This window comes from Neobacillus massiliamazoniensis, from assembly GCF_001048695.1.
GTDB lineage: Bacteria > Bacillota > Bacilli > Bacillales > Cytobacillaceae > Neobacillus > Neobacillus massiliamazoniensis.
The window spans coordinates 499,953-522,906 of the sequence record NZ_CVRB01000003.1 but is presented as its reverse complement, the minus strand read 5'-3'; the positions used below and the strand labels follow the sequence as shown (position 1 = coordinate 522,906).

The following is a 22,954-nucleotide window of genomic DNA, read 5'->3' as shown; positions in this document are numbered from 1 at the left end:
TCATATATTAATTACTTTTAAATTCCCTGTAAATTTTTCGTTTGTATTTCATGAACCTTACGATTATTTACTTGCAGTTGTTCTTCGCCTACTTTAAGATTATTTTGTAAATGACAAATGAAAGGAAAAAAGTTAAATGTCTTCTAAATCTTTAATAGATATTGCCTATACAAAAATACGCCAAAAGATTATTCTTGGCGATTTCATGCCTGGAACATTATTATCGGAAAACGAACTTGCAAATGAACTAAATATGAGTCGAACACCGATTCGAACTGCTATTTCTCATTTGGAATCGGAGGGTTTTGTGGTTTCATTAAAGAATCGGGGCATTTTGGTGAAAGAAATTTCGGTTAAAGAAATGTTGGATATGATAGAAGTTATGTCCTCTTTTCAAATGCATGCGTTAGATTCCTTTAATGAACGCGGTTGTTCTATAGATATCTCGGAATTAGAAAAGTATCTTAATAAACAGATTGAAGCAAGCCGGCTAGACAATTACCCTGAATACATCAGATACTCCAATTTGTTTGGACGCTATATTATTTCCTCATTAAATAATCAAGCTATGTTGCAAATTATGGATTCGTATCATGATAAAACTAGCATGTTTGCTACTATAAACTGGAAGCGCACTCCTCACCAGCCTCATTATTCTGCTAACCTCGTTAATGGATCTGTTTATCAAGCTATGGCATCCAACGACTATGTAGGTGCAAAGCAAATAGTAAAAGAGACTCTTCTCAACTATCGAAATCGTTTGGTAACGGAAGGAAGAATGTAAATTTTGAATTTTACTTGATTTTCTATGACTTTTCCTCACATTACTCAGAGGGTGTCCCAAAAGTACAACTTTTAGGGGCACCACCTTTTTATTAATGGTTTGTTAAACTTGTCTGTTGATTTCCGCTCTAGTGGCGGTCCGGGGAGCCTCCTCGGCGCTGTTGCGCCTGTGGGGTCTCCCCTGCCCCGTACTCCCGCAGGAGTCGAGCACCTTCCGCTCCAATCAACATAGAGGAAAAATTATCATGAACTTGTACGTATAGTGGTGCTTGACACCTTTGGGACAGCGTCTTTCTTTTTTTCCTTTCTGAATATACAACGCTTTTTTAAGTGGTTTCTTCTTCCTATCTTTCACATAACCAGTTCTACAATAGCTTTAGGAATCTAGAACATATCATCCTGTGCACCCTTTTCGGATACAAAATGCCAAATACTAAAAATCGAAAGTTACAAGAATTTAAAAAAACATTAATGTTTTTTTTACAATTTGGTAGTATTCTACTTGTATACAACTTGCGATAATAAGAGGATGTTTACATACAACTCTACTATAAGCAAGTGTTCCACATTACAATTAGAAGAGGTGTTTATTTAAATGGAAATTTCAACAGCAAATCGTTATGCAACATATCCTACAAACCGAGTAGTCCCTTTTATTGGAGCAAATAACTTTCGTGACATGGGCGGCTATAAAACATCTGATGGCCGTACAGTAAAGTTTGGACTTTTTTTCCGTTCAGACGGTCTAACTGGTTTAACAGATGAAGATATGAATTTCTTTAAAACATTAAACATTAAATATATTATTGATTATCGAGATGAATCGGAAGCACAAAAGAATCCCGACCCAATCCTTTCAAATGTGACATATGAACGAATCCAGACAATCGAGCAAAACAATCAATTTGACACGTTTGAAGAAATGGCAAGAAGTAATTTCTTCAAGAATCTTAGCTTAGATTATATGACAGAGTTATATTCCAAATTGCCACTAAACAATCCAGCTTACAAACGATTGATGCAAATTATCCAAGACCCAAATAATTTGGGATTATTACATCATTGTACCTTCGGAAAGGACCGTACGGGCGTTGGTGCTGCTCTGATTTTATCGGCGCTTGGGGTTCCGAAAAATACGGTTATGGAAGATTATTTATTGACAAAAGAAACGATGAAAGAGTTTACTGAAAAGGTCTTTCAGCAAATTTCAGCGCATTTTGATGACAGAGGTCTTCAAATCATAGAAAATATAATTGGAATAAAGGAAGAGTTTTTAGAGACCGCATTCCAGTCTATTACAAATACGTATGGAAACATTGATGCGTACTTCGCCCATGAGTTCGGTTTAACCAAGGAAAAACGACAGGCATTACAAAGCTTTTGCCTAGAATAAGGTAAGGTACGTCTAGATAAAATCACATTAGTATTCATTACATTTCACAGAAGATGAAAAAAGCGACGGTTTTCCCGTCGCTTTTAAAGTATAATTTATTAAACTATCTTATATAGAGCCTCCGTTACTGTCTTTACGATAAATTCCATGTCAGCTTGTTTGATATTCAATGGAGGAGATAATGTTAAAACATTATTGAAACCTGCTACTGTTGCACCATTTTTTCCTATCAGTAATCCACTCTGCTTGCATTCAGCAATTACTTGGTTTACTAATCCTTCAGCCAAAGGCTCCTTTGTTTTCTTATCCTTCACTAGTTCGATTCCAATCAGCAGCCCTTTTCCACGGACATCGCCTACGTATGCGTGCTGCTCCAAAAGGTCGGATAACTGTAATCGTACTTGGTCACCTAAATCACGTGAACGATCAAACAATTTTTCCTCTTCCATGATTTCAAGGTTTTTTAACGCTAGTGCACAAGCAGCCGGATTTCCTCCAAATGTATTCACATGACGAAAATAATCGTATTCCTCTGTGCCTTTAAAAGCTTCATAGATTTCCTTTCTTACAGCTGTAGCAGAGAGCGGTAAATAACCGCTTGTGATCCCTTTGGCCATCGTAATGATATCGGGCTTTATCCCGTAATTCATAAAGCCAAATGGTTTCCCTGTACGTCCAAAGCCACAAATAACTTCATCCGCAATGAGCAATGCCCCATGTTTTTCACATACCTCTTTTGCCGCCTTCATATAGCCATCAGGAGGCATCAGCACACCACCGCCTGTTATGATTGGTTCCATAATCAAGGCAGCAATAGTTTCGCTTAACTCCCACGTCATCGTCCGATCAATTTCCTTTATGGAACTAAGTTCTCTAGGATTAGTAACATCGCAATCATCTCGGTAAGAATCAGGAGGGGAAACATGGATAAATCCAGGCGCAAGCGGCTCGTATTTAAATTTTCTTTGCGCTTGCCCCGTTGCAGCCAAGGCACCCATTGAGCTACCGTGATAGCCACGATATCGGGAAACAATTTTGTAGCGATTATATTCACCCTTTTGCTGGTGGTATTGACGGGCTATTTTAAAGGCGGTTTCATTTGCCTCTGATCCACTGTTTGAAAAAAAGATGACATATTCATCGTCAAGCAGTTCATTTAACTTTTCAGCAAGTTTAATAGCAGGAGCATGACTTTGTGACATTGGGAAGTAGGCCAATTCCTTCAATTGTTCATATGCTGCTTCAGCAAGCTCCGTTCTACCGTAACCTGCGTTAACACACCATAGGCCCGCCATCGCATCTAAATATCTTTTCCCATCGGTATCTGTAACCCAAGCACCCTCAGCCTTTGCCGCAACAATGGTGGCTTTGGGGTTAAAAGGCTTCATCGAATGCCATACATATTGTTCATCCTTTTTCAGTAATTGGTCATGTGAGCTGCTCGTTTGAACCATAGATTCTTCCCTCCAAATCATTTATTATCATCGAAACAAGTTTTCACTGGCGCAGGAGCATTCCTATCCATCAAATCTAGACGTAATCATTTTTTTGCGAGTATAAAAGTTTACACCATCTTTGCCGTTTACGTGCAGGTCTCCGTAAAACGAATCCTTCCAGCCGGAGAATGGGAAAAATGCCATGGTAGCGGGAACTCCTACATTAATACCAAGCATGCCGGCATCAGCTTCTTCTCGGAATTTGCGGGCTGCTTTCGCATCATTCGTATAAATGGTTGCTCCATTACCATATCTGGATTGACGAATATATTCCAATCCTTCATCTAAATTATTTGCGCGAAGAAGGCTTAATACAGGTGCAAAGATTTCTTCTCTCGCAATCGTCATTTCTGGAGTAACGTGATCGAAAATGGTTGGACCTAAGAAATTTCCTTCTGAAAAATCATTCATTTCCTTGCGGCCGTCCCGGATCAGTTCGGCACCTTCCTTCAATCCCTTTTCGATATAGCCAAGAACTTTTTCGCGGTGCTCTTTGCGGATGACTGGTGTTAATTGCACTTCATCATCCATTCCATTGCCAATAATTAACTCATCCGCTTTATTCTTTAAGGCTTCAATGAATGGCTGATTATCACCTACAACTACAACCGCACTGCATGCCATACAGCGTTGTCCTGCACTTCCGAAGGTTGAGCTGATAATTTGTTGAACAGATCTTTCCAGATGAGCATCAGGCATGACAATATGATGATTTTTCGCCCCAGAAAGTGCTTGAACTCGCTTGCCTTCAGCGGCAGCTCGTTCATATACATACTTGGCTACCGGCTGTGAACCTACAAAAGAAATCGCAGCAATATCTTTATGCACAAGCAGACCATTGACAACATCATGGGCACCATGGACTACATTTAAGACACCTCGAGGTGCTCCTGCTTCAGTAAACAATTCTGCTAGCTTACTAGCTAACATCGGTGTGCGCTCAGACGGCTTTAACACGAAGGTGTTACCACATGCAATTGCCAGCGGGAACATCCAACACGGTACCATCATCGGAAAATTAAACGGTGTAATCCCACCGACAACTCCGATTGGGTAACGAAACATTTCAGAATCAATTTCTTCTGCGATTCCGGATAAGGTTTCTCCCATCATAAGTGTTGGAGCACCTGATGCGAATTCCACACATTCAATACCACGCTGTACCTCCCCATAAGCTTCCTTGTAAGCCTTACCATTTTCGAGAACAATCAATTTTGCCAATTCTTCATGATGTTCTGTTAACAGGGTGTGAAATTTAAAAAGAATTCGCGCTCTCTTCGGAACTGGAACCTTACTCCACTTCTTGAAGGCCTCTTTAGCTGCGGAAACGGCCAAATCCACGTCCTCTTTAGTTGATACGGGGACCTTTGCCAATAATTCATTTGTAGCTGGATTTGGAACATCAAGTGTTTGCTCGCTTGTTGAATTCACCCATTCACCGTTAATAAAATTTTTTAAAACAGCAGTATCATTTTTTGTTACGCTCATATATTTCCCTCCTTGCTAGATTTGTACTTTCATTATCTCGTATAAACAAAGGGCTTTCATTATACACAATGTAAAAAAGAAGCAACGATTTCTTCCACGATTTGAACACTATGTTTATTTTTTTACATCCATGATGCCATTTTTGCTGAATCAAAGTATTTGATTAAGCTTTTGGGGATCAGCAGCGGAAAAATAATCAAACACCAGCAACATGAATTCAATGGCGACCCGCTTTTCGTGCTTCATGAAATCCTCCCCCAACAGGTTTTCTATCTTTTGCAGTCGATGATATAAAGTTTGCCTAACAATATAAAGCTTATTGGAAGTTTCTTGTTTTGAGCCGTTACACTCTAAATAGGTTTTTAATGTTTCTAATAGCTTGCCATTGTATTTTTGATCATATTGCAGGACAGGCTGTAAATATTCAGATGCCAGCTCTTGAAGATTTATATGATCACTCATTTGTGAGATGAGTCGGAAAAGATGTAAATCTTCATAAAAATAATTGATTTCTCCTTTTGTCATTTTTTGCTGAATACGAAGTGTTTCTTTTGCTGTTTGATAACTCTTATGTACCTCATTCAGGTTTTCAATAAATTTACCTGCAGCAATACAAATCTTAACAGAGCTTTTTTTTCGGATAAATTCTGTTTCCATAATCGAAACTATTGCATTTTTTATTCGATCCTTTAGATTCTTTTTCGTTCGATTATTTAATAGAATGAAGGTAAATTCGTTTCTTTTTTCAATAGTAAACACCGTAAAGCCGTTTTGTTCAAAAACAGAACGAAATAATAATTTTAAGTACGTAACATCCTGAGATAATTTATCTTTTAATGGAAAAAATTTTGCGACAACGACGATTGCATCTTTCGTTTTTGTTTTTATTCCATTTTCCATTAAATATTCTTGAATGATGTCAGGCGAATGGTCGCCCTCAAGCCATCCATGTAGCCACTCAAATTCTTCGGCTCGCTTTTTCTCTTCTACATACATATCTCTTAATAAATGCTGGGCTAATGCAGTCGCCGTTCTGTCTAAGATGAGCAAATCGAATTCACTAATTGGAATATCCTTAGAAAAAATAGCTAATTCTGCGTATTCTTGGCCGAATAGGAAAATTGGAGAAAAAGCAAAGTGATGATTTTGCTGGTTTTTTGCCTCGAGAAGCTGACTGATAATGGCCAATTGTTCATTTTGGTGAATTTGAGGAACAAATTCAAAATCCTGATTTTTTAAACGAAAAATGATTTGAACATCAAGACTTGAAAAAATAAACTGCAGAATATCCTCATAGGTTTCAATGGTTAATAGACGCTTATTTAGGGTTTGAGAGTAATTCTCTAAATCTGATATTTTTAGGTATTGCTGATTAATAATGATGGAGTGAATGTCCTGTGTAATTTCAACAAACGGAACTTCTTTTTGAAAAACGATGATAGGAAATTGGTGCTCTTTTGCAACGTCAATGACCTCAGGAGGAATATCCGACAAATACGTTCCCATTTCAATACATAAACCAGCCGCATTGTGCTCAATTAGCTCCTTAACCATCGAGACAAATAATTCTTCTTTAACTTTCGAGGCCAGACCTGTTGATAAAATAAGCTCGTGACCATTTAATAGGTTTCGAATACTCGTGACTTCCATGACATGAACCCATTTAACGATGCGTTGGAGACCATCCTCCCCTGCTAACACCACTGCATGTTCAAAGTGCTTTCGTTTTAATATATCTGAAACGGTTAATTGAAAATGCTCTTTCATCTTTTGGGTCTCCTTAAGCTATTTTTCCAAAAAAGGATTGGCTCGGTAAACCAATCCTTTTTTATTCATTACAAAATCCCTTGATTCTGTTTCATTAATAAACTAGAAAAATATTTTCTCGCGTTGGCTGTTCCAATATGAAGTGTTTCCGTAACATTTCCATTCGGATCGTAAAAATCAACTGAAGAACCATTGAGATGTTCCGTTACGGCTTTTATCCGAAATCCCTTCTGAATGAGAAAATCGATTTTGTCCCTTTCACCTAAAAATTGTTGGTAGTCAGACATGTAATCCCTCCAAACTATGCTCTTTGTATCAATATAGATCCACATTATTGGGAATTTCCTCGAACACCGATTCCAATCCTTTATCATCTATTACCCAATCACGGCCAACTGAAATTCCTAAATATTTCTCATCATTTGGATCCTCGATTTCCGCTTGTCGATATTTTTTAAACCACCAATATTTTGCGAGCACATAATAGATGCCGGCACCGACAACGAATCCAACCAAAAAACCGTAATTTGGAACAAAGTATGATGCCACGGCACCCAAGATCCAAGCAATAAAGCCGGCCAGGTTGACTCCCCCGAGATATTTATACTGACCGTGATCTTCATATAATTCTGGTACGTTTACCCGTCTTTTTCTTATTAGGTAATAATCTGCAAACAAGATGCCGACAATCGCTGATAAAATCCCGCCAACAAAAAGAAGGATGGGAATGATTACGCCAAACAATGTCCATGGTTGAACGATAGTCCCGACGATCCCTGCTGTGATGACACCTGCCCAAAATGGAAACCTTGGTCCGCCCACATTCGAGAAAATCGTAGCAGCAGGAACGACATTTGCTGCCGTATTTGTTGACCACTGGGCAAGGACAACCATTAATAGTAAGATTGCCAGGATGATACCGCTAGCAGCTTTTTGTAGTGCAACCACAGGATCATAGTTTAAAACCGCAATATAAGAAACAGCGCCAATAATGATCATAAATGTCTGTGTCAGCGGCATAGCGATTAGATTTCCAATCAACGAGCCCTTGTTTCGTTTAAACCAGTTCTTTTCATTGACCGGTGCCTTGATAAAACGGGAAATAGAAGGGATATCGGCACTTAAAGTAGCCCAGAAACCCATATTGCTAAAGATAACGACTAAAAATGCTGAAAATGCTGCACTGCCGCTAACAGGCTTTTCCGCCCATCCCCAAACGTCTCTTCCTGCTGTAGTTGCGGTTCCTGATAAGGATATATACATCCAGATTGAGATTAAAAGAATAATAGGCGCTGCTAAATCGGCGAATCTCTCAATCGACTTAATGCCCATTGCCGTGTTCACCAATTGAAATATGGCAAAAATAAGAAAGCAAACAAACCAATTATCAAATCCAAATAATATTGTTAAGATGCCATTCATGGCAGTCGCGCCAAAATAGGTGTTAATTCCAAACCACATTGAAGCTGCAAGGCCACGGGTTATGGATGGGATATGGGTGCCGATTGTTCCAAATGGCGCTCTCATATAGACGGGGAATGACAAGCCATGTTCAATCCCAATATCGGCGATTAAGGAAATAAAAAACCCAATGGCAAGACTTCCGATCATGGTTGCAAGAATTACCCAAGGTAGAGAAAGACTGATGACTCCTGCACCGCCAATCGCAAAAGTTGCAAGAACAACCACCATCCCCACCCACATGAAGGAGTAACCTAATTTTGTAATTTTCCTGTCCTTTTGTCGGATGGGCAGCAAATCTGGGGATTTTAAATAACTTTTTTTCATGTGAACACTCCTTTTATCAGCTCTTTAAGGCTAAATGGATAATGTTTCACTTTCATTTAACGGGGTATTGGTGCTATATTTTGCCCTTTTCAAATATTGACCTGAACCAGGTTTGCCGACAAATTGCTTTTCACGGATGATAAATTCACCACGCAAAAGAACAGAGACCGGCTCGCCTGTTACTTTCATTCCTTCAAACGCATTGTAATCTACGGCCATATGATGGGTTTCCGCTGAAATTACACGCTCGACATTCGGGTCAAAAATGACAAGATCTGCATCTGCTCCAATGGAAATGGTCCCTTTTTTAGGGAATAAACCAAACAACTTGGCAATTCGAGTAGAGGTTATATCAACAAACTGGTTGAGACTAATGCGCCCTTTTTTCACACCCTCTGAGAATAAAATCGATAAACGATCTTCAATAATGGGACCGCCGTTTGGGATTTTCGTAAAATCATCCCTTCCTAAATCCTTTTGACCATTAAAATCAAAGGAGCATTGATCGGATCCAATGGTTTGCAATTGTCCACTCTTCAAGGCATTCCAAAGGACTTCCTGGTTCCACTTTTCTCGTAGCGGTGGTGACCAAACATATTTGGCACCTTCGAAATTCGGTTTTTCCAAATAGCTTTGATCAAGTACTAGATATTGTGGGCAAGTTTCTCCCCAGACATCAAACCCTTTACTCCGTGCCTCGGCAATTTTTTCAACTGCTTCTGCACATGTTACATGGACGACATATAATTGTGAATTTGCCAGACCAGCTAGTTTAGCTGCTCTTCCTGTTGCTTCCCCTTCCAATTCAGGAGGTCTTGTTAAGGCATGATAAATCGGATCTGTTTTCCCTTCCTCAATCGCTTTTTTCGTTAAATAATCAATCACATCGCCATTCTCGGCATGGACCATTACTAAACCACCATGTTCTTTTGCAGAAATAAGCGTGCGGAACAAGGTTTCATCATCAGCTTGAAATACATTTTTATAAGCCATAAATACTTTAAATGATGTAATTCCTTCTTCATTAATCACTTGCGGAAGCTCGTTTAGTACATTTTCGTTGATTTCAGAGATCATTAAGTGAAATCCATAGTCAATCACAGCTTTATCTTTGGATTTATCATGCCAAGTTTGAATGGCATTTTTCAGTGGCTCGCCCTTATTGGTTAAGCAAAAATCAATCACGGTTGTCGTTCCGCCGAACGCTGCGGCGATAGTTCCCGATTCAAAATCATCTTTTGTAACCGTCCCTCCAAAAGGCATATCTAAGTGTGTGTGCGGGTCAATTCCTCCGGGGAAAATAAGGCAGCCCTTGGCATCAATGACCTCCGCCCCAATGGCTGAGAGGTTAGAACCAATTTGCGTGATTTTTCCATCTTCAATTAAAATTTCTGCTTGATAGGTATCTGCAGCATTGACAATCGTGCCATTTTTAATTATTTTTTTCATTTGTTTTTCCCTCCTATTTGATTACAAACTCCATTTTTAAAATAAGAATTTGGCTGTTTTCGAACAAATAAGACTTTCAAATTGAATTTTTGTGTAAAATTACACCGTAAATAGGGCAGAAAATTGTTTTTACAAAATCTATTAGCGAATTGAACGGTTCTATCAGCGAATCAATGACGAACCAAGCTTTTCAATCAATTACTTTTAACATCTACCTCACAGGTTGCCAATGATAAAGCCGTCTGGCGTTCATTCCATGTCATTGGCGCAAGCTCGCTTGGGACTTCAATCATGTCGATCGCTCCGTCAACAGGACAAACAATCGAGCATAAATTACAGCCGACACAGTCTTCTTCTCTTACTTTGAGATAGCTTTTTCCATTTGAATCCGTAAGCATATCAATACATTGATGGGATGTATCTTCGCAGGCAATATGGCATTTATTGCAGTTAATACAAACATCTGTATTAATTCTTGCTACAATATTGAAGTTAAGATCCAAATTACCCCAATCCGAGTATTTTGGAACAGATTTCCCGATTATTTCAGAAACAGCTGTAATTCCTTTTTGATCTAAGTAGTTGCTGAGGCCATCAATCATGTCCTCGACGATCCGGAATCCGTGGTGCATGGCAGCTGTACAAACTTGGACACCAGTTGCTCCCATGAGCATAAATTCAACAGCATCCTTCCAATTGGAGATACCGCCAATTCCCGAAATCGGAACATTGATATGGGGATGTCTTGCACATTCCGCTACCATATTTAAGGCAATCGGCTTAACCGCTGGTCCACAATAGCCGCCGTGTGCTCCTTTTCCGGCTACATGCGGGATTGTATTCCATGTATCGAGGTCCACACCCATTAAGCTATTAATCGTATTGATCATACTAATGGCATCGGCTCCGCCTTTGCATGCTGCTTCAGCCGTTGCGGTAATATCAGTTATGTTCGGTGTTAATTTGACAATAACAGGAGTTTGCGCTGCTTCTTTTGCCCAGTATGTCTGACGTTCCACTAAGGAAGGAACCTGACCTGAAGCTGACCCCATCCCCCGTTCCGCCATTCCGTGTGGACAGCCGAAGTTTAATTCGAGACCATCAACTCCGACATCCTCAACCCGCTTAACGATTTCATGCCACTTTTCTTGTTTCGGTTCGACCATTAAAGATGCAACAATGGTATGGTTAGGAAATCGCTTTTTCGTTTCATAGATTTCCTTTAAATTAACTTCGAGGGGCCTGTCTGTAATAAGCTCAATATTATTAAAACCAGCGACTCTTTTTCCGTTAAAGTTTATCGCTGCAAATCTCGATGAAACATTCAAAATCGGGTCACCTAATGTTTTCCATACTGCTCCACCCCAACCGGCTTCAAAGGCTCTTTGAACTTGATAGCCTGAGTTGGTAGGTGGTGCTGATGCCAGCCAAAATGGATTAGGAGACTTGATCCCTGCAAGATTAATAGATAAATCAGCCATCGGTTTACCCCTTTCTATTTTTTTGCAAATTAGTTGGCTGTCCCTACTGCACTAAAGTGCTTATGAATGGCATAAGCTACTTCTTTACCTTGTTGGGCAGCGGTAACGACCATGGCTTCACCCAAACCTTTGCCAAAAATAATATCCCCGCAAGCAAAAATGTTTGGATTGGACGTTTGTAGTGTCTCCTGATCTACTTTAACGACACCACCTTCATGATGGAGACCTAATGACTGAATCAATTCCATATGCCTTTCTTGTCCGATTGCTTTGACGACTGCATCAACCGGGAGCACGAACTCGGATCCTTCTGTTGGAATCGGTTTTCTCCGTCCATCCTTTTCAGGTTCACCCAGTTCCATTTTGATGCACTCAATTCCTGTTACTTGTCCTTGATCATCGCCAATAATTCTAATTGGTGCTGTTAACCAGCGAAACTCGACACCATCCTGTTTAGCAAATTCATATTCGAAGTCATATGCCGTCATCTCTTCTTCTGTTCTTCGGTATAAAATCTTTACATTTTCAGCACCTAAGCGAACGGAACATGTAGCTCCATCAATCGCTGTATTCCCGGCACCAATCACGACAACCCGTTTGCCGACAAAGTCTTTTGATAACGCCCCGTTTTTTGTTGCCTTCACAAATTCAATCGCATCATAGACTCCAGATAAATCTTCTCCTTGAATTCCAAGGTTTGGAACTCTTCCCATACCTGCTGCTAACACAATTTTATCGAAATTTTCAGTCAAATATTTCGCTGATACATCCTTGCCAACTACTGTATTGGTTCTAATTTTGACTTTCATTTTTTTGATTTGTTCTACTTCCCAGAAGGAAATCTTTTGAGGTAAACGGAAAGAAACGATTCCATACGTATTTAATCCGCCGGCTTGTTCAGATGCTTCAAAAATGGTCACTTCATAACCCAATCTGGCAAGCTCACGGGCAGCTGACAGCCCAGCAGGACCACTGCCAATAACCGCGACTGTTCGTCCATTTGCTTCTCCAGGCTGAAAAAGGGTTTGTTCATTTTGGATGGCCCAGTCAGTTGCAAATCTTTGGAGACTGCCGATCATAATGGGTTTTGTCGAATAATTGAGGACGCATGCTCCTTCACATAGCTCTTCTGTAGGGCAAACTCTTGAACAGCTTGCTCCTACTGGATTCGAGGTCATTATCGTTTTTGCGGAACCAAGTAAGTTTTCTGAGGCAATTTTTTTAATAAAGGTTGGTATATCAATACCTGTAGGACAGGCATTTATACAAGGTGCATCATAACAATAGAGACAGCGATTTGCTTCTTCAATGGCTTCCTGGTTTGTCAATCCAGGTTTGATTTCTTGAAAGTTATTTTCTAGGCTGATTAAAGAAATACGTTTCTTCTTTTCAATCGCCAATGGCTAACCCCTCCTTTTTATTTACGTCTAACGCTTTTATGAAAGCGTTTTCTTTAACCAAGAAAACAAATTAACCCCCTGTTTAAAATTTTACAGAAAATTCTGCATCTTATTTTATTTTACAAGCCTTTAATAGGCTTTTCACCTTACAATCTGTAAAATAATGCTAGCATTTGATTTTTCATAATGTAAAAGGAAACTGGTAATGTAAAAAGCAATCAAGATGATCTTGTAAATGAAAATGGAAGAAAGACAGAAGAATATACAAAGGTTTTATCAGGTATTTTTCTGAATACTTTTACAATGTAACACAATGATAGTAATAAATTTGTAGAAATAAATCGAGTCGACGATTTTTCTTCCAAACTTTTTAAATTCGTTATTTTACAAACTATGAAAAAAATCATATGGAAAATTTTATATTTTGTCTAATTAAAACTATACGTGATGTTATATAATATAAATGATTGAATTTTCTCATAAAATAATCTATTAACAGTTCACCAACTGCATTATGTAAATCTCGTTTAATTATCAGAATTAAAAAGGAGGATTCATCATGCAAAAACAAAAGTTATTGATTAATGGGGAAAGGCTCAAGAAAGAACTAGAACGATTTGCGGAATTTGGACGAACGGAAAACAATGGTGTTACTCGGTTATCATTATCAAAGGAAGACTGTTTTGCCCGAGATTACTTTCGTACATGCTGCGAAGAAATCGGTTTAATAGTCAAAGTGGATGATATGGGTTGTATGTATGCCACCCTTGAAGGGTCTGAAAATAGACCCCCTATTGTCATTGGGTCCCATTTGGATTCGGTCAAAAAAGGCGGAAGATTTGATGGAGTATTAGGAGTAGTGGCTGGATTAGAAGTGGTTAGAACATTGGTGGAAAATCAAATCAAACCAAAAACACCTATTACTCTGGTTAATTTCACCAATGAGGAAGGCGCAAGATTTGAGCCTTCGATGATGGCATCAGGTGTGCTTTCAGGAAAATTTGAAAAAGCTCTCATGATGAAAAAATCTGACTCTGAGGGAATTACATTTGAGGAAGCACTAAAAGACATTGGCTATGAAGGTGAAGTTGAGAATCGTCTTAATAATGCTTCAGCTTTTTTGGAAATGCATATTGAGCAAGGTCCGATTTTAGAAAATGAAGGACTTTCAATTGGTATCGTAGAATGTGTGGTAGGAATGGCGTGCTATGAGATTGAAATTACTGGGGAATCGGATCATGCAGGAACCACCCCGATGAATATGAGAAAAGATGCCCTTTTTGCAGCCAATAACTTAATAACGGAAATACGTAAAAAGTTAAGCATCCTTGATCAGGAATTGGTCTTTACCATTGGTAGGGTTAACGTTTATCCGAGTATTCATACAGTCATTCCAAATAAAGTAATTTTCACACTCGAAGCACGACATAAAAATCCGGAGATTGTAAGCTCGGTAAAGGATTTCATACACGGGCTCCCCTATTTAGGATTAGACGAAGGCTGTGAGATAAAAATAACAAAACTGTGGGAACGTGATACTGTTTGGTTCGAACCTGAAATTTGTCGTCTTTTAGAACAATCGGCAAAAACGCTTGGGTATTCCAATAAAAGAATGGTTAGTGGTGCTGGGCACGACGCTCAATTTATTGCAAGTTTTGTCCCTTCTGCCATGCTGTTTGTTCCAAGTATAAATGGAAAGAGCCATTGCGAAGAAGAACGAACCACCTGGGAAGATTGTGAAAAAGGAGTAAACGTCATTTTAGATACAGTATTGGCTTTATTAGCTAAATAATGAGCTTTATTTTAAAAGGACGACTCTAAAATTCAGAAAAGATTTCTGAGTCGTCTTTTTTATATTTTTAATAAATTACTTATTTCATGGAAATACTTAGGAAGTAATTTTTAACAAGGAGGCACAGTCGATGGAAAACCAATTTAGCAACTTCATAAATGATCTCTCGTTACAGACGAAAATGGAAAATGTTTGGCAAAATACATGTGGGTCATGGGAAAACTGTAACGAAACAACCATCCAATCATTCCTGGCCCAATGCTTAGAATACAATCTTGATCCACAGTTCTGCATGAGCTGGGTTGAAAAGCATCAGTCGGAAATCCCCAATTGGACAGCGGTATCTAAAACTTCACTTGACTGGGTTAATAAACATACATCCACCGGAACAGCTATTTCGATAAATGACCAGGAAATTTAATTAAGTGCAAAAAAGCACGACAAGTAAGTTAGCTAATGACGACTTGTCGTGTTTTTTATATATATTCACTGTCAGACAACTTTTTCTATCTCCCCCAATAAAGCCAATCGCATTTTTATCCGAATATCCATTGAGCAATAATTTCATTGATCGTAAAAGATTTTTTCAAATTAATAGATTTCAAGACTCCCGGATCTCTTTTATATTAATTGATTTTCGAAAAATTATAATTTTTAAATCTGTCACAATTACCCCATTCGGTATTTAAAAGTAGTAGTAATATTATCTATAGCAAGAAGATATTACAAGGAGGAGGAAATACAAATGAAAAAAATATTAACTAGTGTTTTTACAGTTGTCTTACTTCTTGGATTGGGAACTGGCGTAATGGCTGCAAGTGATAAGCTTCCGTGTAAAATGGGAAATTTTAAAGAAATGCTTCCTGCAATGAAAGAGAAATTTCCTAATTTAAGTGAAAAAGACTTAAAGGAAAAGCATAAGAATTGTGTTGAACAAATGAAAAAAGATAATACTAGCTGTAGTATGATGCAAAATTCAAATTAAAGCAAAAAGCACTTCAATTTCAACTAAATTGGAGTGCCTTTTTATTGATCATTTAAAATAGGATTATTGAATCGAATAACCAAACCTCTATTTGACACCGTATTTATCGAAATTTGAGTGTTTTCTTTTTAAGGTGTTAGGCTTTTAGGAATGAAGGAGATGAAAAAGTTTCTCCAGTCCGTCTATTAATCTTGGTGACGGCCGACAGTACAGCTCTTCTTCAAGTATAAGGATCCTGCTGTCATCATCGAAATTTAATGTTTCAAACCCAGGTCGTTTTTTCACTATGCTTGTCTGTATCTTTTCTCTTCTAACTCCAACCCATGCCAAGCAGATATAATCTGGTTTACGTTCCAGTACATCCTCCCAATCTGTTTGAACACTCGCCAACTCTACATCAGCAAAAAGATTGATTGCACCAGCAGCCTCAGAGATTTCCGTTAACCAGTTAATTTTACCTGGGGTAAAGATCGGTTTTGGCCACCACTCCCAGTATAGAGTCGGCCGATCACCTACCCTTTGACTTTGCTGTTTAACACGTTCAAGCCTGGATCGAAACGTTTGTACGGCCATTACTCCCCGTTCCGTTTCACCAAGTGCTTCAGCCGTTTTCATCAAATCCTCTTCAATTTCGGCTAGTGATTGCGGATTTAGGACAATATGAGGGATCCCCCGTTCTACCAACGCCTCAACGTTTTTTTCCATCCCTGGTACACTTAACGATGCAAGCACAAGATCTGGCTTTAATTGTTCTACAAGATCCAAATTTATCGACAAATCAGGTCCAAGCTTGGGGAGACTAGAAATCGACTCCGGCCAATCCGAAAAATCATCCACACCAACTAACAAATGACTCAATCCAAGAAATTCCATAATTTCAGTATTACTCGGACAAATAGAAATCACTCGCACAACTCCACCTCCACTACTGTCCACCCCACGCGTACAAATGTACACGAACGGTGCCTGACACCAGTTTTTATGTTAAGCTTAGTGCAAATATACTTTTTTGGCAATATGGAGAAGGTGATGGGATGAGTGCTGTTGTTTTGTTTGATGGTATGTGTAATTTATGCAATGGCAGCGTGAAGTTTATTTTGAAACGGGATAGAGATGGTTATTTTTCGTTTGCATCACTTCAAGGTTTTGCAGGTCAGCAGCTTCTCAAAAAGTATGGTCTGCCTTCTGACGTTAACAGTTTTGTGTTGATTGAAAATGAAAAGGCCTATGTGAAATCAAGTGCAGCACTAAGGGTGTGTTGGCATCTAAAAGGCATGTGGAGAATTCTATCAATCTTTCGAATCATCCCACCATTTATCCGTAACGTCTTTTACGATATTCTTGCAAAGAATCGATATAATTGGTTCGGGAAAACAGAAAGCTGCATGCTCCCCAGCCAGGAATGGAAAAATAGATTTTTGGAATAATGGGTAAGCCCAACAAAACTCGAATTTACATCTGTTATTCCAATCTCGACAAAGAAAATCGATTGGTTAGTTCCAAGGAGCACCTACAATCCCGTGGTTTAAAATTTATTTCTCCTTACAAGGGGTACCCCAACATTTCGTAAAAATCCTATGCTAAGAAATCATGAGTAAAAAAAGCCAGTTTCCTCTGCTTAAGAGAATTGCCTTTTTAAACTTTTTATTAGATGTGGTTGACTATTTTTAAGTTTTATATTCTTATTCAAAAAAAGTAATTTAAATTTGTTAACGTAAAATCAGCTGGGCGCACGAAGAAATAGTCTTCGTACGCCCATGACCCCAAAATTTCTGCTGAGTGAACTTTTCCTATTTCGGCAGCCCGGCTGTCATATCGAAATCGCTCGATTTAGACCCATTGCTTTGCGGCCCAATCTTTCAATTTGTTGCTAATTATCGTTATGAATCAAGGACAAGCTACCGAATCATCTCATTTATCGTCATTCTAACCTTAAAAGGGACTTGGAACGCTTTTATCTTAGTGTTCCGGTTCCTTATCATTATGGAAAAATCTGCAGTCGACTACCTAAACCCGGGTAAGTTTATCCGGGTTTCGTACGATGTAGATTCTAGCAAGCTTTCCGTGTCGAAGTTGTATAAATATAGCGGCCACGGTTTCGTCCCCCGAACAGAGTACTATACCAGTATCACTGTTCAGTGGTGCAACCTCGAAGTGAAGACTACCCTGATAATAGGGCTTTATGAAGCCGAACGCGCCGGCTAGGAGACGGGCCACGTGATCGTGCGTTTGTAACGGACGCGTGGCCGCGATTACTTTTCCGCCTCCGTCGTTGATGAGTATGACGTCTTCGGTCAGCAGGGACAGCACATGATCGACGTTACCTTGCTCGAGGGATGTGAGGAACCGGCTAACCCATTCCAATTCGACCGCTTCGGCCGGGACCGTTTCCTCCTCGGATATTCCCATCTTGCTTCTTGCCCGAGCAGTTCGGCTATTTCGGGATAATCGAAGCCAAGCGCCTCACGCAGGACAAAAACCGCCCGCTCTGTCGGCGTCCGAATTGGTTCGGGGAGCCACGGACCGACGTACACTTCCCTCCGTCTCCGCGCCGACTTCTGCAGATCGAGGCAGCGATTGGTTACCATTTTGCACAAATACGCCTTCGGCTCCTCCAAACGTTCGAGATGTACGTCGCACGCCTTAAAAAACACGTCCTGTACCGCATCTTCCGCGTCTGCCGCAGAGCCCCAGCGTGAACAGCAGCGCTCTATATTGATCGTACAGTTCTTCCATTCGCTATCTCTCCTTTTTCGGGCTGTTAGAAATCTTGTAATCTTGGTCTCTTTGTTTCTATCGAAGCATACTGGCGTAATCCTCTACCAGCTTCTTGATTTTCCCTGGAATCTTTCCTGTTATGACCATATCAAGTCCCCATTTGCGTATCCAAAAAAAACCGTTTTGTCCCAGACCGATGTTGAAGTAATCCATATTCGATTTGGGCGATTGGTGAATCGGCGCGGGACGGTCCTCCAGATCGGCCATCACGATCTTCCCAAGTCGTAGCCCCTGCATTCCAGCTTCAAAGCACGTCATTCGATCCGCCTTGCCGGTTCTCGGATCGACGATTCTCGTACAGTCGCCAATGCTGTATACGCCCGGTGCTCCTTGGACGCGATAACATTCATCCACCAGTACCTGGCCATCAGGAGTAAGCGGCAAGCCCATACCTCGAAGGACCGGATTCGGTATCAGACCAATCATCCATATACATAGGCCAACCGCAAGACAATCGCCATTGCTCAACGTCACCACTCCTGCTTCCTCTCGCAGCGCCTTACGATTGTGTAGAATTGTAACTCCACATTCGTTGAGCGCCTGATCTAACTTCCGTCCAACTTTCTCCGGCCCTTCCGGGAGCAGTCGTTCCTGTGCATTCAGCAAATAGATGGAGGTATCAGACGAATTCAGCCCTAGCACCGCTGCTTCCTTCCGCATAGCGATTGCCAGATCTGCGGACGTCTCGATGCCACTGATGCCCGCTCCAGCAACCACGATTGTCATCAGTCGCTTTCGTTCCTCAGGGTTTGTCTCGTCAGCAGCCTTCCGCATATTATCACGCCAGCGCTCCCGGATGTCTGCCGCGGCTTGTTGGTCGGTCAAGGCGATGCCGCCCTGATCGGGATCTGGTCCCCGAACGATGCTTCCTACAGCCACTACTAAAAAGTCATAGTGAATTCGGGCATCATTTCCTTGTGTATCTATATATCGAATCCGTTTTTCTACACTATTCACGGACGTAACCGTACCTTGCACGAATTCGAATCCTTCTAAAACCAAATCCTTCCAGGGAATCATAATCTCTTCCTCGACAGTGGTCGGACGGAACAACCTCAATTTGCGCAAATGACCGGGCTGCTTGTCGAACAGAACAAGCCGAATCCGCCGTCCGTTGGCATTGCCACGGTTCTTTTCCTTTATTGCTTTTAGTGCGGCAAGCCCTGCATAGCCGCCTCCTATGATTATGCATGTCAAGTCTTTCATCATTCCTCAGCTCCTTTTTACGTTTTGCATATATAACGATGTAAGGCTCTGATTTGTGACATCGGAAACGAACGAATGAGAAACTTTGCATGAGCCCGTTTTCCGGGAAGGAGTAGTACCTTCTGCTTTAATCATGGGAAAGTTAGATTCCTATAGCCGAAAAAATGAAATTGCGAAAGCCTTACAAGAAATGAGGAAAATCGAGAGAACCATTTTCCTCATCCATTATGTTTCAGATCCAGCATTTCTGCGTCGAATTCATCGTGGCCTAAACAAGGGATAGTCGGTAAACTCACTTGCTAGAGCCATTTTCTTTGGAAAACGAGGGGTATTACGGGAACAAACTTTAATGGCTCAACTTCAAAACTCGAGTGCACTCAGTATTTTAATCAATGCAATCACTATCTGGAATACGATTTATCTCAGCAAGGCAGCTCAGTGTGTGATGCAGACGAATCCTTTACCGGAATATCTATTGAGTCACTTTTCTCTACTAGGATGGCAACACATTAATCTCTTAGGAGAATAAAAGTTTAACTTTGATCGAACGATTAGTTTACCGAATCTCAGACCACTGAGAACGAATTAAAGAATGAATCCCTCATCGGTTTGAATGGATGAGGGATTCATTCTTAGCGTAGAGAAAATCGACTTTTTTCATTTTGAATCTCTAAGTGTAGGATTATTACAAAATGTTAGCTGTAACCCATGCCCATCAAGCTAAGACAAATCATTAACCCCAAAACGAAAAAAACACTATTCTTTCTGTAATATAATTGAAAATAGCTGACACTCGGCTTAAGCCGTTAGGGTTGCCTTACCTATTGTTGATCTAGTCCTCCTCCCAGTTAATAACGAGTTTACATAAAAAATGGTTTTAACTATTTTCTTTTCTAATTTTTACTGGTATAATATGGTTGATTTTGTTAATGAGAGGGGAGAAAAAGGTGGATCGACTTGTATTCAAGCAATTTGAAATGACAAGAGAATACTTCAACAAAGTTGTAGAGTCCATTTCTAAGGAGCAAACTGATGTGCAGCCAGATGGTTTTAATAACACAATTCATTGGCATACAGGTCATATTTTAACAATTACTGAACAAACTATGTTTGGTTTCCCTCATGTAACAACTCACCTTCCTACGAATTATATGGAATTGTTTGGAAGCGGCACAAAACCAGCTGATTGGACAGGGGATATACCTGCTATGGATCAGCTTATTTTACAGTTGAAAGATCAATTAACTCGTTTAAAGCAAATTCCTACTGAACAGCTAGATCAAGATTTGGATACGCCATTCTTAGGGTGTAAGACTGTTGGAGAGCTTGCAGGTTTAACATTAATGCATGAAGCAGCTCATGCGGGGCAAATTCAAGCAATGAAGCGTATAATTGAACATGTAAGTGTTAAAAATTGAATTTAACAAAGTGTTAAGATAGGAAGAAAAACCAGTCTAATAAAACTGGTTTTTTCTTTTGTATACTGGGGTGCAACCCAAATCTATTATTATTTTATAGGATAAACTCAAAAAATGCGCTATCCTTTCTAATTATCTACCGTTTTATAGAAAGAATGGTTTGTTATGGTAGGCGTCTCACTATCCCTTCAAGAAGAAATGGACTTAATCGGTAAAGAATTACACCATCACTTTTCCCCTACTCAACTCGAAGTATTAGCCAGGCAAACCGGGTTCGTCCAGCGTAAAAGTAAGCTGACGGCACAAGATTTCGTTTCGTTATGTACTTTTTTAGACCATGACCTCTCTACTCAATCCCTGACATCCTTATGTAGTCAACTTGATGCAGCAAGAAAGGTTTCGATAAGTGCCGAAGGGCTCAATCAACGGTTTCATAAATCAGGAGTCACTTTTCTCCGAACGCTTTTTACCAGTCTTTTCCGTGAACAATTAGCTTCCTTTTTGCCTATTCCATGGGATCTCGACTGCTATTTCAATCGGATTCGGATTTTGGATGCCACTGTTTTTCAACTTCCTGATGCCTATGCGGATCGTTATCCCGGGTCAGGAGGAAGTGCGCATACAGCAGAAATGAAAATTCAATTAGAATATGATCTCAAAACCGGAGAGTTTTTGCTTGTAGACGTCGGAAGTGGAAGCACGAGTGATGGTTTATATGGTGCCAAATTAGCGAAAACGGTGGAAAAACATGACCTGTGTATTCGAGATTTAGGTTACTTCTGTTTAGAGGATTTTGAACAAATCGAACAACGTAGTGCTTATTATATTTCACGTTTAAAAATAAACGTTCGCGTATTCCAAAAGAATGAACAGGTAGAACGGTTTAAAAACGGAAAAGTAAAAAAAGATTCTGTATATACAGAAATCGATTTAGAGGCCATCATGAACCAACTTAAATCTGGCGAAGTGATGGAAATCTATGAGGTCTATCTCGGACGTGAAAAAAAGTTGGTTCCACGCTTACTGATCTACAAATTAACCCAGGAGCAAACAGAAGAACGGCTAGCGATTCGTGCTAAAAATGAAAAGAAAAAAGGAATTACCTATAAAGAACGAACCAAACGATTAAGTGGTATCAATGTCTATATCACAAATATCCCTAAGGAATACGTCGACAAAGAGCATATTTATCCCTTGTATTCATTGCGTTGGCAAATTGAGATCCTTTTCAAGACATGGAAGTCTTTTTTTCATATCGATTGAATCAAACCCGTTAAAATCGAACGATTTGAGTGTCATTTATATGGAAAATTGATTGCGTTATTCCTCACTTCCTCTTTGATGTTTCAGATGCGTGAAATTCTTCTTCGGAAAAAGAAAAGGGAAGTAAGTGAGTTAAAAACGATGGCCATCTTGAAAACTTATTTAGGTGCCCTTCATGATGCATTAAACGAGAATATAGAAGACATTGTCCAGGTTCTCCAGCAAATCTTACAGATGATTGAGAAAAATGGTCGGAAATCCCATCGGTATAAGAAGAAAACGGTATTTGATATCCTGGGTGTGGTATATGAGTGTCCTCAGAAATCTCGTGCAGTAGCATAGAATAATGAAATTTTTAAAAATAAAGCCTGGAAGGCTTATTTGAATCTGTCAAATAATCAGGTTGAATGCCGAAAGTTTAGGGCGAAAAAACTCCATTTTATTACATTTATTTTTCCGGTACTGTT

17 protein-coding genes, 3 pseudogenes and 1 riboswitch are annotated in these 22,954 nt (G+C 39.7%); of the genes and pseudogenes, 9 read left to right on the top strand and 11 right to left on the bottom strand.

The genetic code is table 11. The features are described 5' to 3' along the window. The first annotated feature begins 136 nt into the window (after positions 1–136). Together BN1082_RS15235 and BN1082_RS15230 are read left to right on the top strand one after the other, a co-directional pair. Positions 137–784: a GntR family transcriptional regulator gene (locus BN1082_RS15235; protein WP_090635443.1), complete on the top strand. Its 648-nt coding sequence runs from the start codon at positions 137–139 to the stop codon at positions 782–784. 594 nt (positions 785–1,378) lie between these two features. Further along, entirely contained in the window at positions 1,379–2,176 is a 798-nt protein-coding gene (locus BN1082_RS15230) for a tyrosine-protein phosphatase (protein ID WP_090635442.1), read from the top strand. Between the two features lie 98 nt (positions 2,177–2,274). On the opposite strand, the gene BN1082_RS15225 is transcribed toward BN1082_RS15230, so the two are convergent. The 8 genes from BN1082_RS15225 to BN1082_RS15190 all read right to left on the bottom strand — a co-directional run bounded on the left by BN1082_RS15225 (position 2,275) and on the right by BN1082_RS15190 (position 13,045). After that, positions 2,275–3,630 carry an aspartate aminotransferase family protein gene (locus tag BN1082_RS15225; protein WP_090635441.1) on the bottom strand — a complete coding sequence of 452 codons (1,356 nt, stop codon included), beginning with the start codon at positions 3,628–3,630 and terminating at the stop codon, positions 2,275–2,277. A gap of 63 nt (positions 3,631–3,693) precedes the next feature. Beyond that, entirely contained in the window at positions 3,694–5,160 is a 1,467-nt protein-coding gene (locus BN1082_RS15220; protein ID WP_090635440.1) for a CoA-acylating methylmalonate-semialdehyde dehydrogenase, read from the bottom strand. Positions 5,161–5,310: 150 nt separating this feature from the next. After that, positions 5,311–6,927 (bottom strand): PucR family transcriptional regulator, encoded by a 1,617-nt coding sequence (locus BN1082_RS15215; protein WP_090635439.1) that lies wholly within the window; start codon positions 6,925–6,927, stop codon positions 5,311–5,313. 68 nt (positions 6,928–6,995) lie between these two features. Further along, the gene (locus BN1082_RS15210) at positions 6,996–7,214 is read right to left on the bottom strand and encodes a hypothetical protein (RefSeq protein ID WP_090635438.1); all 219 of its coding nucleotides are present in this window, start codon (positions 7,212–7,214) and stop codon (positions 6,996–6,998) included. A gap of 28 nt (positions 7,215–7,242) precedes the next feature. Further along, positions 7,243–8,715 (bottom strand): NCS1 family transporter, encoded by a 1,473-nt coding sequence (locus tag BN1082_RS15205; RefSeq protein ID WP_090635437.1) that lies wholly within the window; start codon positions 8,713–8,715, stop codon positions 7,243–7,245. A 30-nt stretch (positions 8,716–8,745) separates the two neighbouring features. Beyond that, a complete protein-coding gene (gene hydA, locus BN1082_RS15200; protein ID WP_090635436.1) occupies positions 8,746–10,164 on the bottom strand; it encodes a dihydropyrimidinase in 1,419 nt (472 codons plus the stop codon). Between the two features lie 194 nt (positions 10,165–10,358). After that, positions 10,359–11,645 (bottom strand): NAD-dependent dihydropyrimidine dehydrogenase subunit PreA, encoded by a 1,287-nt coding sequence (preA, locus tag BN1082_RS15195; protein WP_090635435.1) that lies wholly within the window; start codon positions 11,643–11,645, stop codon positions 10,359–10,361. A gap of 29 nt (positions 11,646–11,674) precedes the next feature. After that, positions 11,675–13,045 (bottom strand): NAD(P)-dependent oxidoreductase, encoded by a 1,371-nt coding sequence (locus BN1082_RS15190; protein WP_090635434.1) that lies wholly within the window; start codon positions 13,043–13,045, stop codon positions 11,675–11,677. 559 nt (positions 13,046–13,604) lie between these two features. Between BN1082_RS15190 and BN1082_RS15185 the strand changes: the two genes are divergently transcribed. The 3 genes from BN1082_RS15185 (at position 13,605) to BN1082_RS15175 (ending at position 15,822) form a co-directional block, all read left to right on the top strand. Further along, entirely contained in the window at positions 13,605–14,837 is a 1,233-nt protein-coding gene (locus BN1082_RS15185; RefSeq protein WP_090635433.1) for a Zn-dependent hydrolase, read from the top strand. 130 nt (positions 14,838–14,967) lie between these two features. Then, entirely contained in the window at positions 14,968–15,258 is a 291-nt protein-coding gene (locus BN1082_RS15180; RefSeq protein ID WP_090635432.1) for a hypothetical protein, read from the top strand. Positions 15,259–15,582: 324 nt separating this feature from the next. Beyond that, positions 15,583–15,822: a hypothetical protein gene (locus tag BN1082_RS15175; RefSeq protein WP_090635431.1), complete on the top strand. Its 240-nt coding sequence runs from the start codon at positions 15,583–15,585 to the stop codon at positions 15,820–15,822. 144 nt (positions 15,823–15,966) lie between these two features. Here BN1082_RS15175 and BN1082_RS15170 read toward each other — a convergent pair whose 3' ends face one another. Further along, on the bottom strand, positions 15,967–16,734 hold the full coding sequence (locus BN1082_RS15170; RefSeq protein ID WP_090635430.1) for a cobalamin-binding protein: 768 nt from the start codon (positions 16,732–16,734) through the stop codon (positions 15,967–15,969). A gap of 122 nt (positions 16,735–16,856) precedes the next feature. Here BN1082_RS15170 and BN1082_RS15165 point away from each other — a divergent pair, with 122 nt between their 5' ends. Next, complete coding sequence (locus BN1082_RS15165; RefSeq protein WP_090635429.1) at positions 16,857–17,249, top strand: thiol-disulfide oxidoreductase DCC family protein; 393 nt, start codon at positions 16,857–16,859, stop codon at positions 17,247–17,249. Positions 17,250–17,616: 367 nt separating this feature from the next. After that, positions 17,617–17,704, bottom strand: a riboswitch (cyclic di-GMP riboswitch). A gap of 125 nt (positions 17,705–17,829) precedes the next feature. On the opposite strand, the pseudogene BN1082_RS15160 reads toward BN1082_RS15165, so the two are convergent. Next, positions 17,830–18,558, bottom strand: a pseudogene (locus BN1082_RS15160) (sigma factor). A gap of 57 nt (positions 18,559–18,615) precedes the next feature. Then, on the bottom strand, positions 18,616–19,809 hold the full coding sequence (locus tag BN1082_RS15155; RefSeq protein ID WP_342666654.1) for an NAD(P)/FAD-dependent oxidoreductase: 1,194 nt from the start codon (positions 19,807–19,809) through the stop codon (positions 18,616–18,618). Between the two features lie 82 nt (positions 19,810–19,891). On the opposite strand from BN1082_RS15155, the pseudogene BN1082_RS28245 reads away from it, so the two are divergent. From BN1082_RS28245 to BN1082_RS15135, 3 genes and pseudogenes are all read left to right on the top strand, one after another. Then, positions 19,892–20,335: pseudogene (locus BN1082_RS28245) on the top strand (Tn3 family transposase). A 418-nt stretch (positions 20,336–20,753) separates the two neighbouring features. Continuing rightward, on the top strand, positions 20,754–21,224 hold the full coding sequence (locus BN1082_RS15140) for a DinB family protein (RefSeq protein ID WP_090635425.1): 471 nt from the start codon (positions 20,754–20,756) through the stop codon (positions 21,222–21,224). Positions 21,225–21,389: 165 nt separating this feature from the next. Beyond that, positions 21,390–22,829 (top strand): annotated as a pseudogene (locus BN1082_RS15135) (IS4 family transposase). The last annotated feature ends 125 nt before the right edge of the window (positions 22,830–22,954 follow it).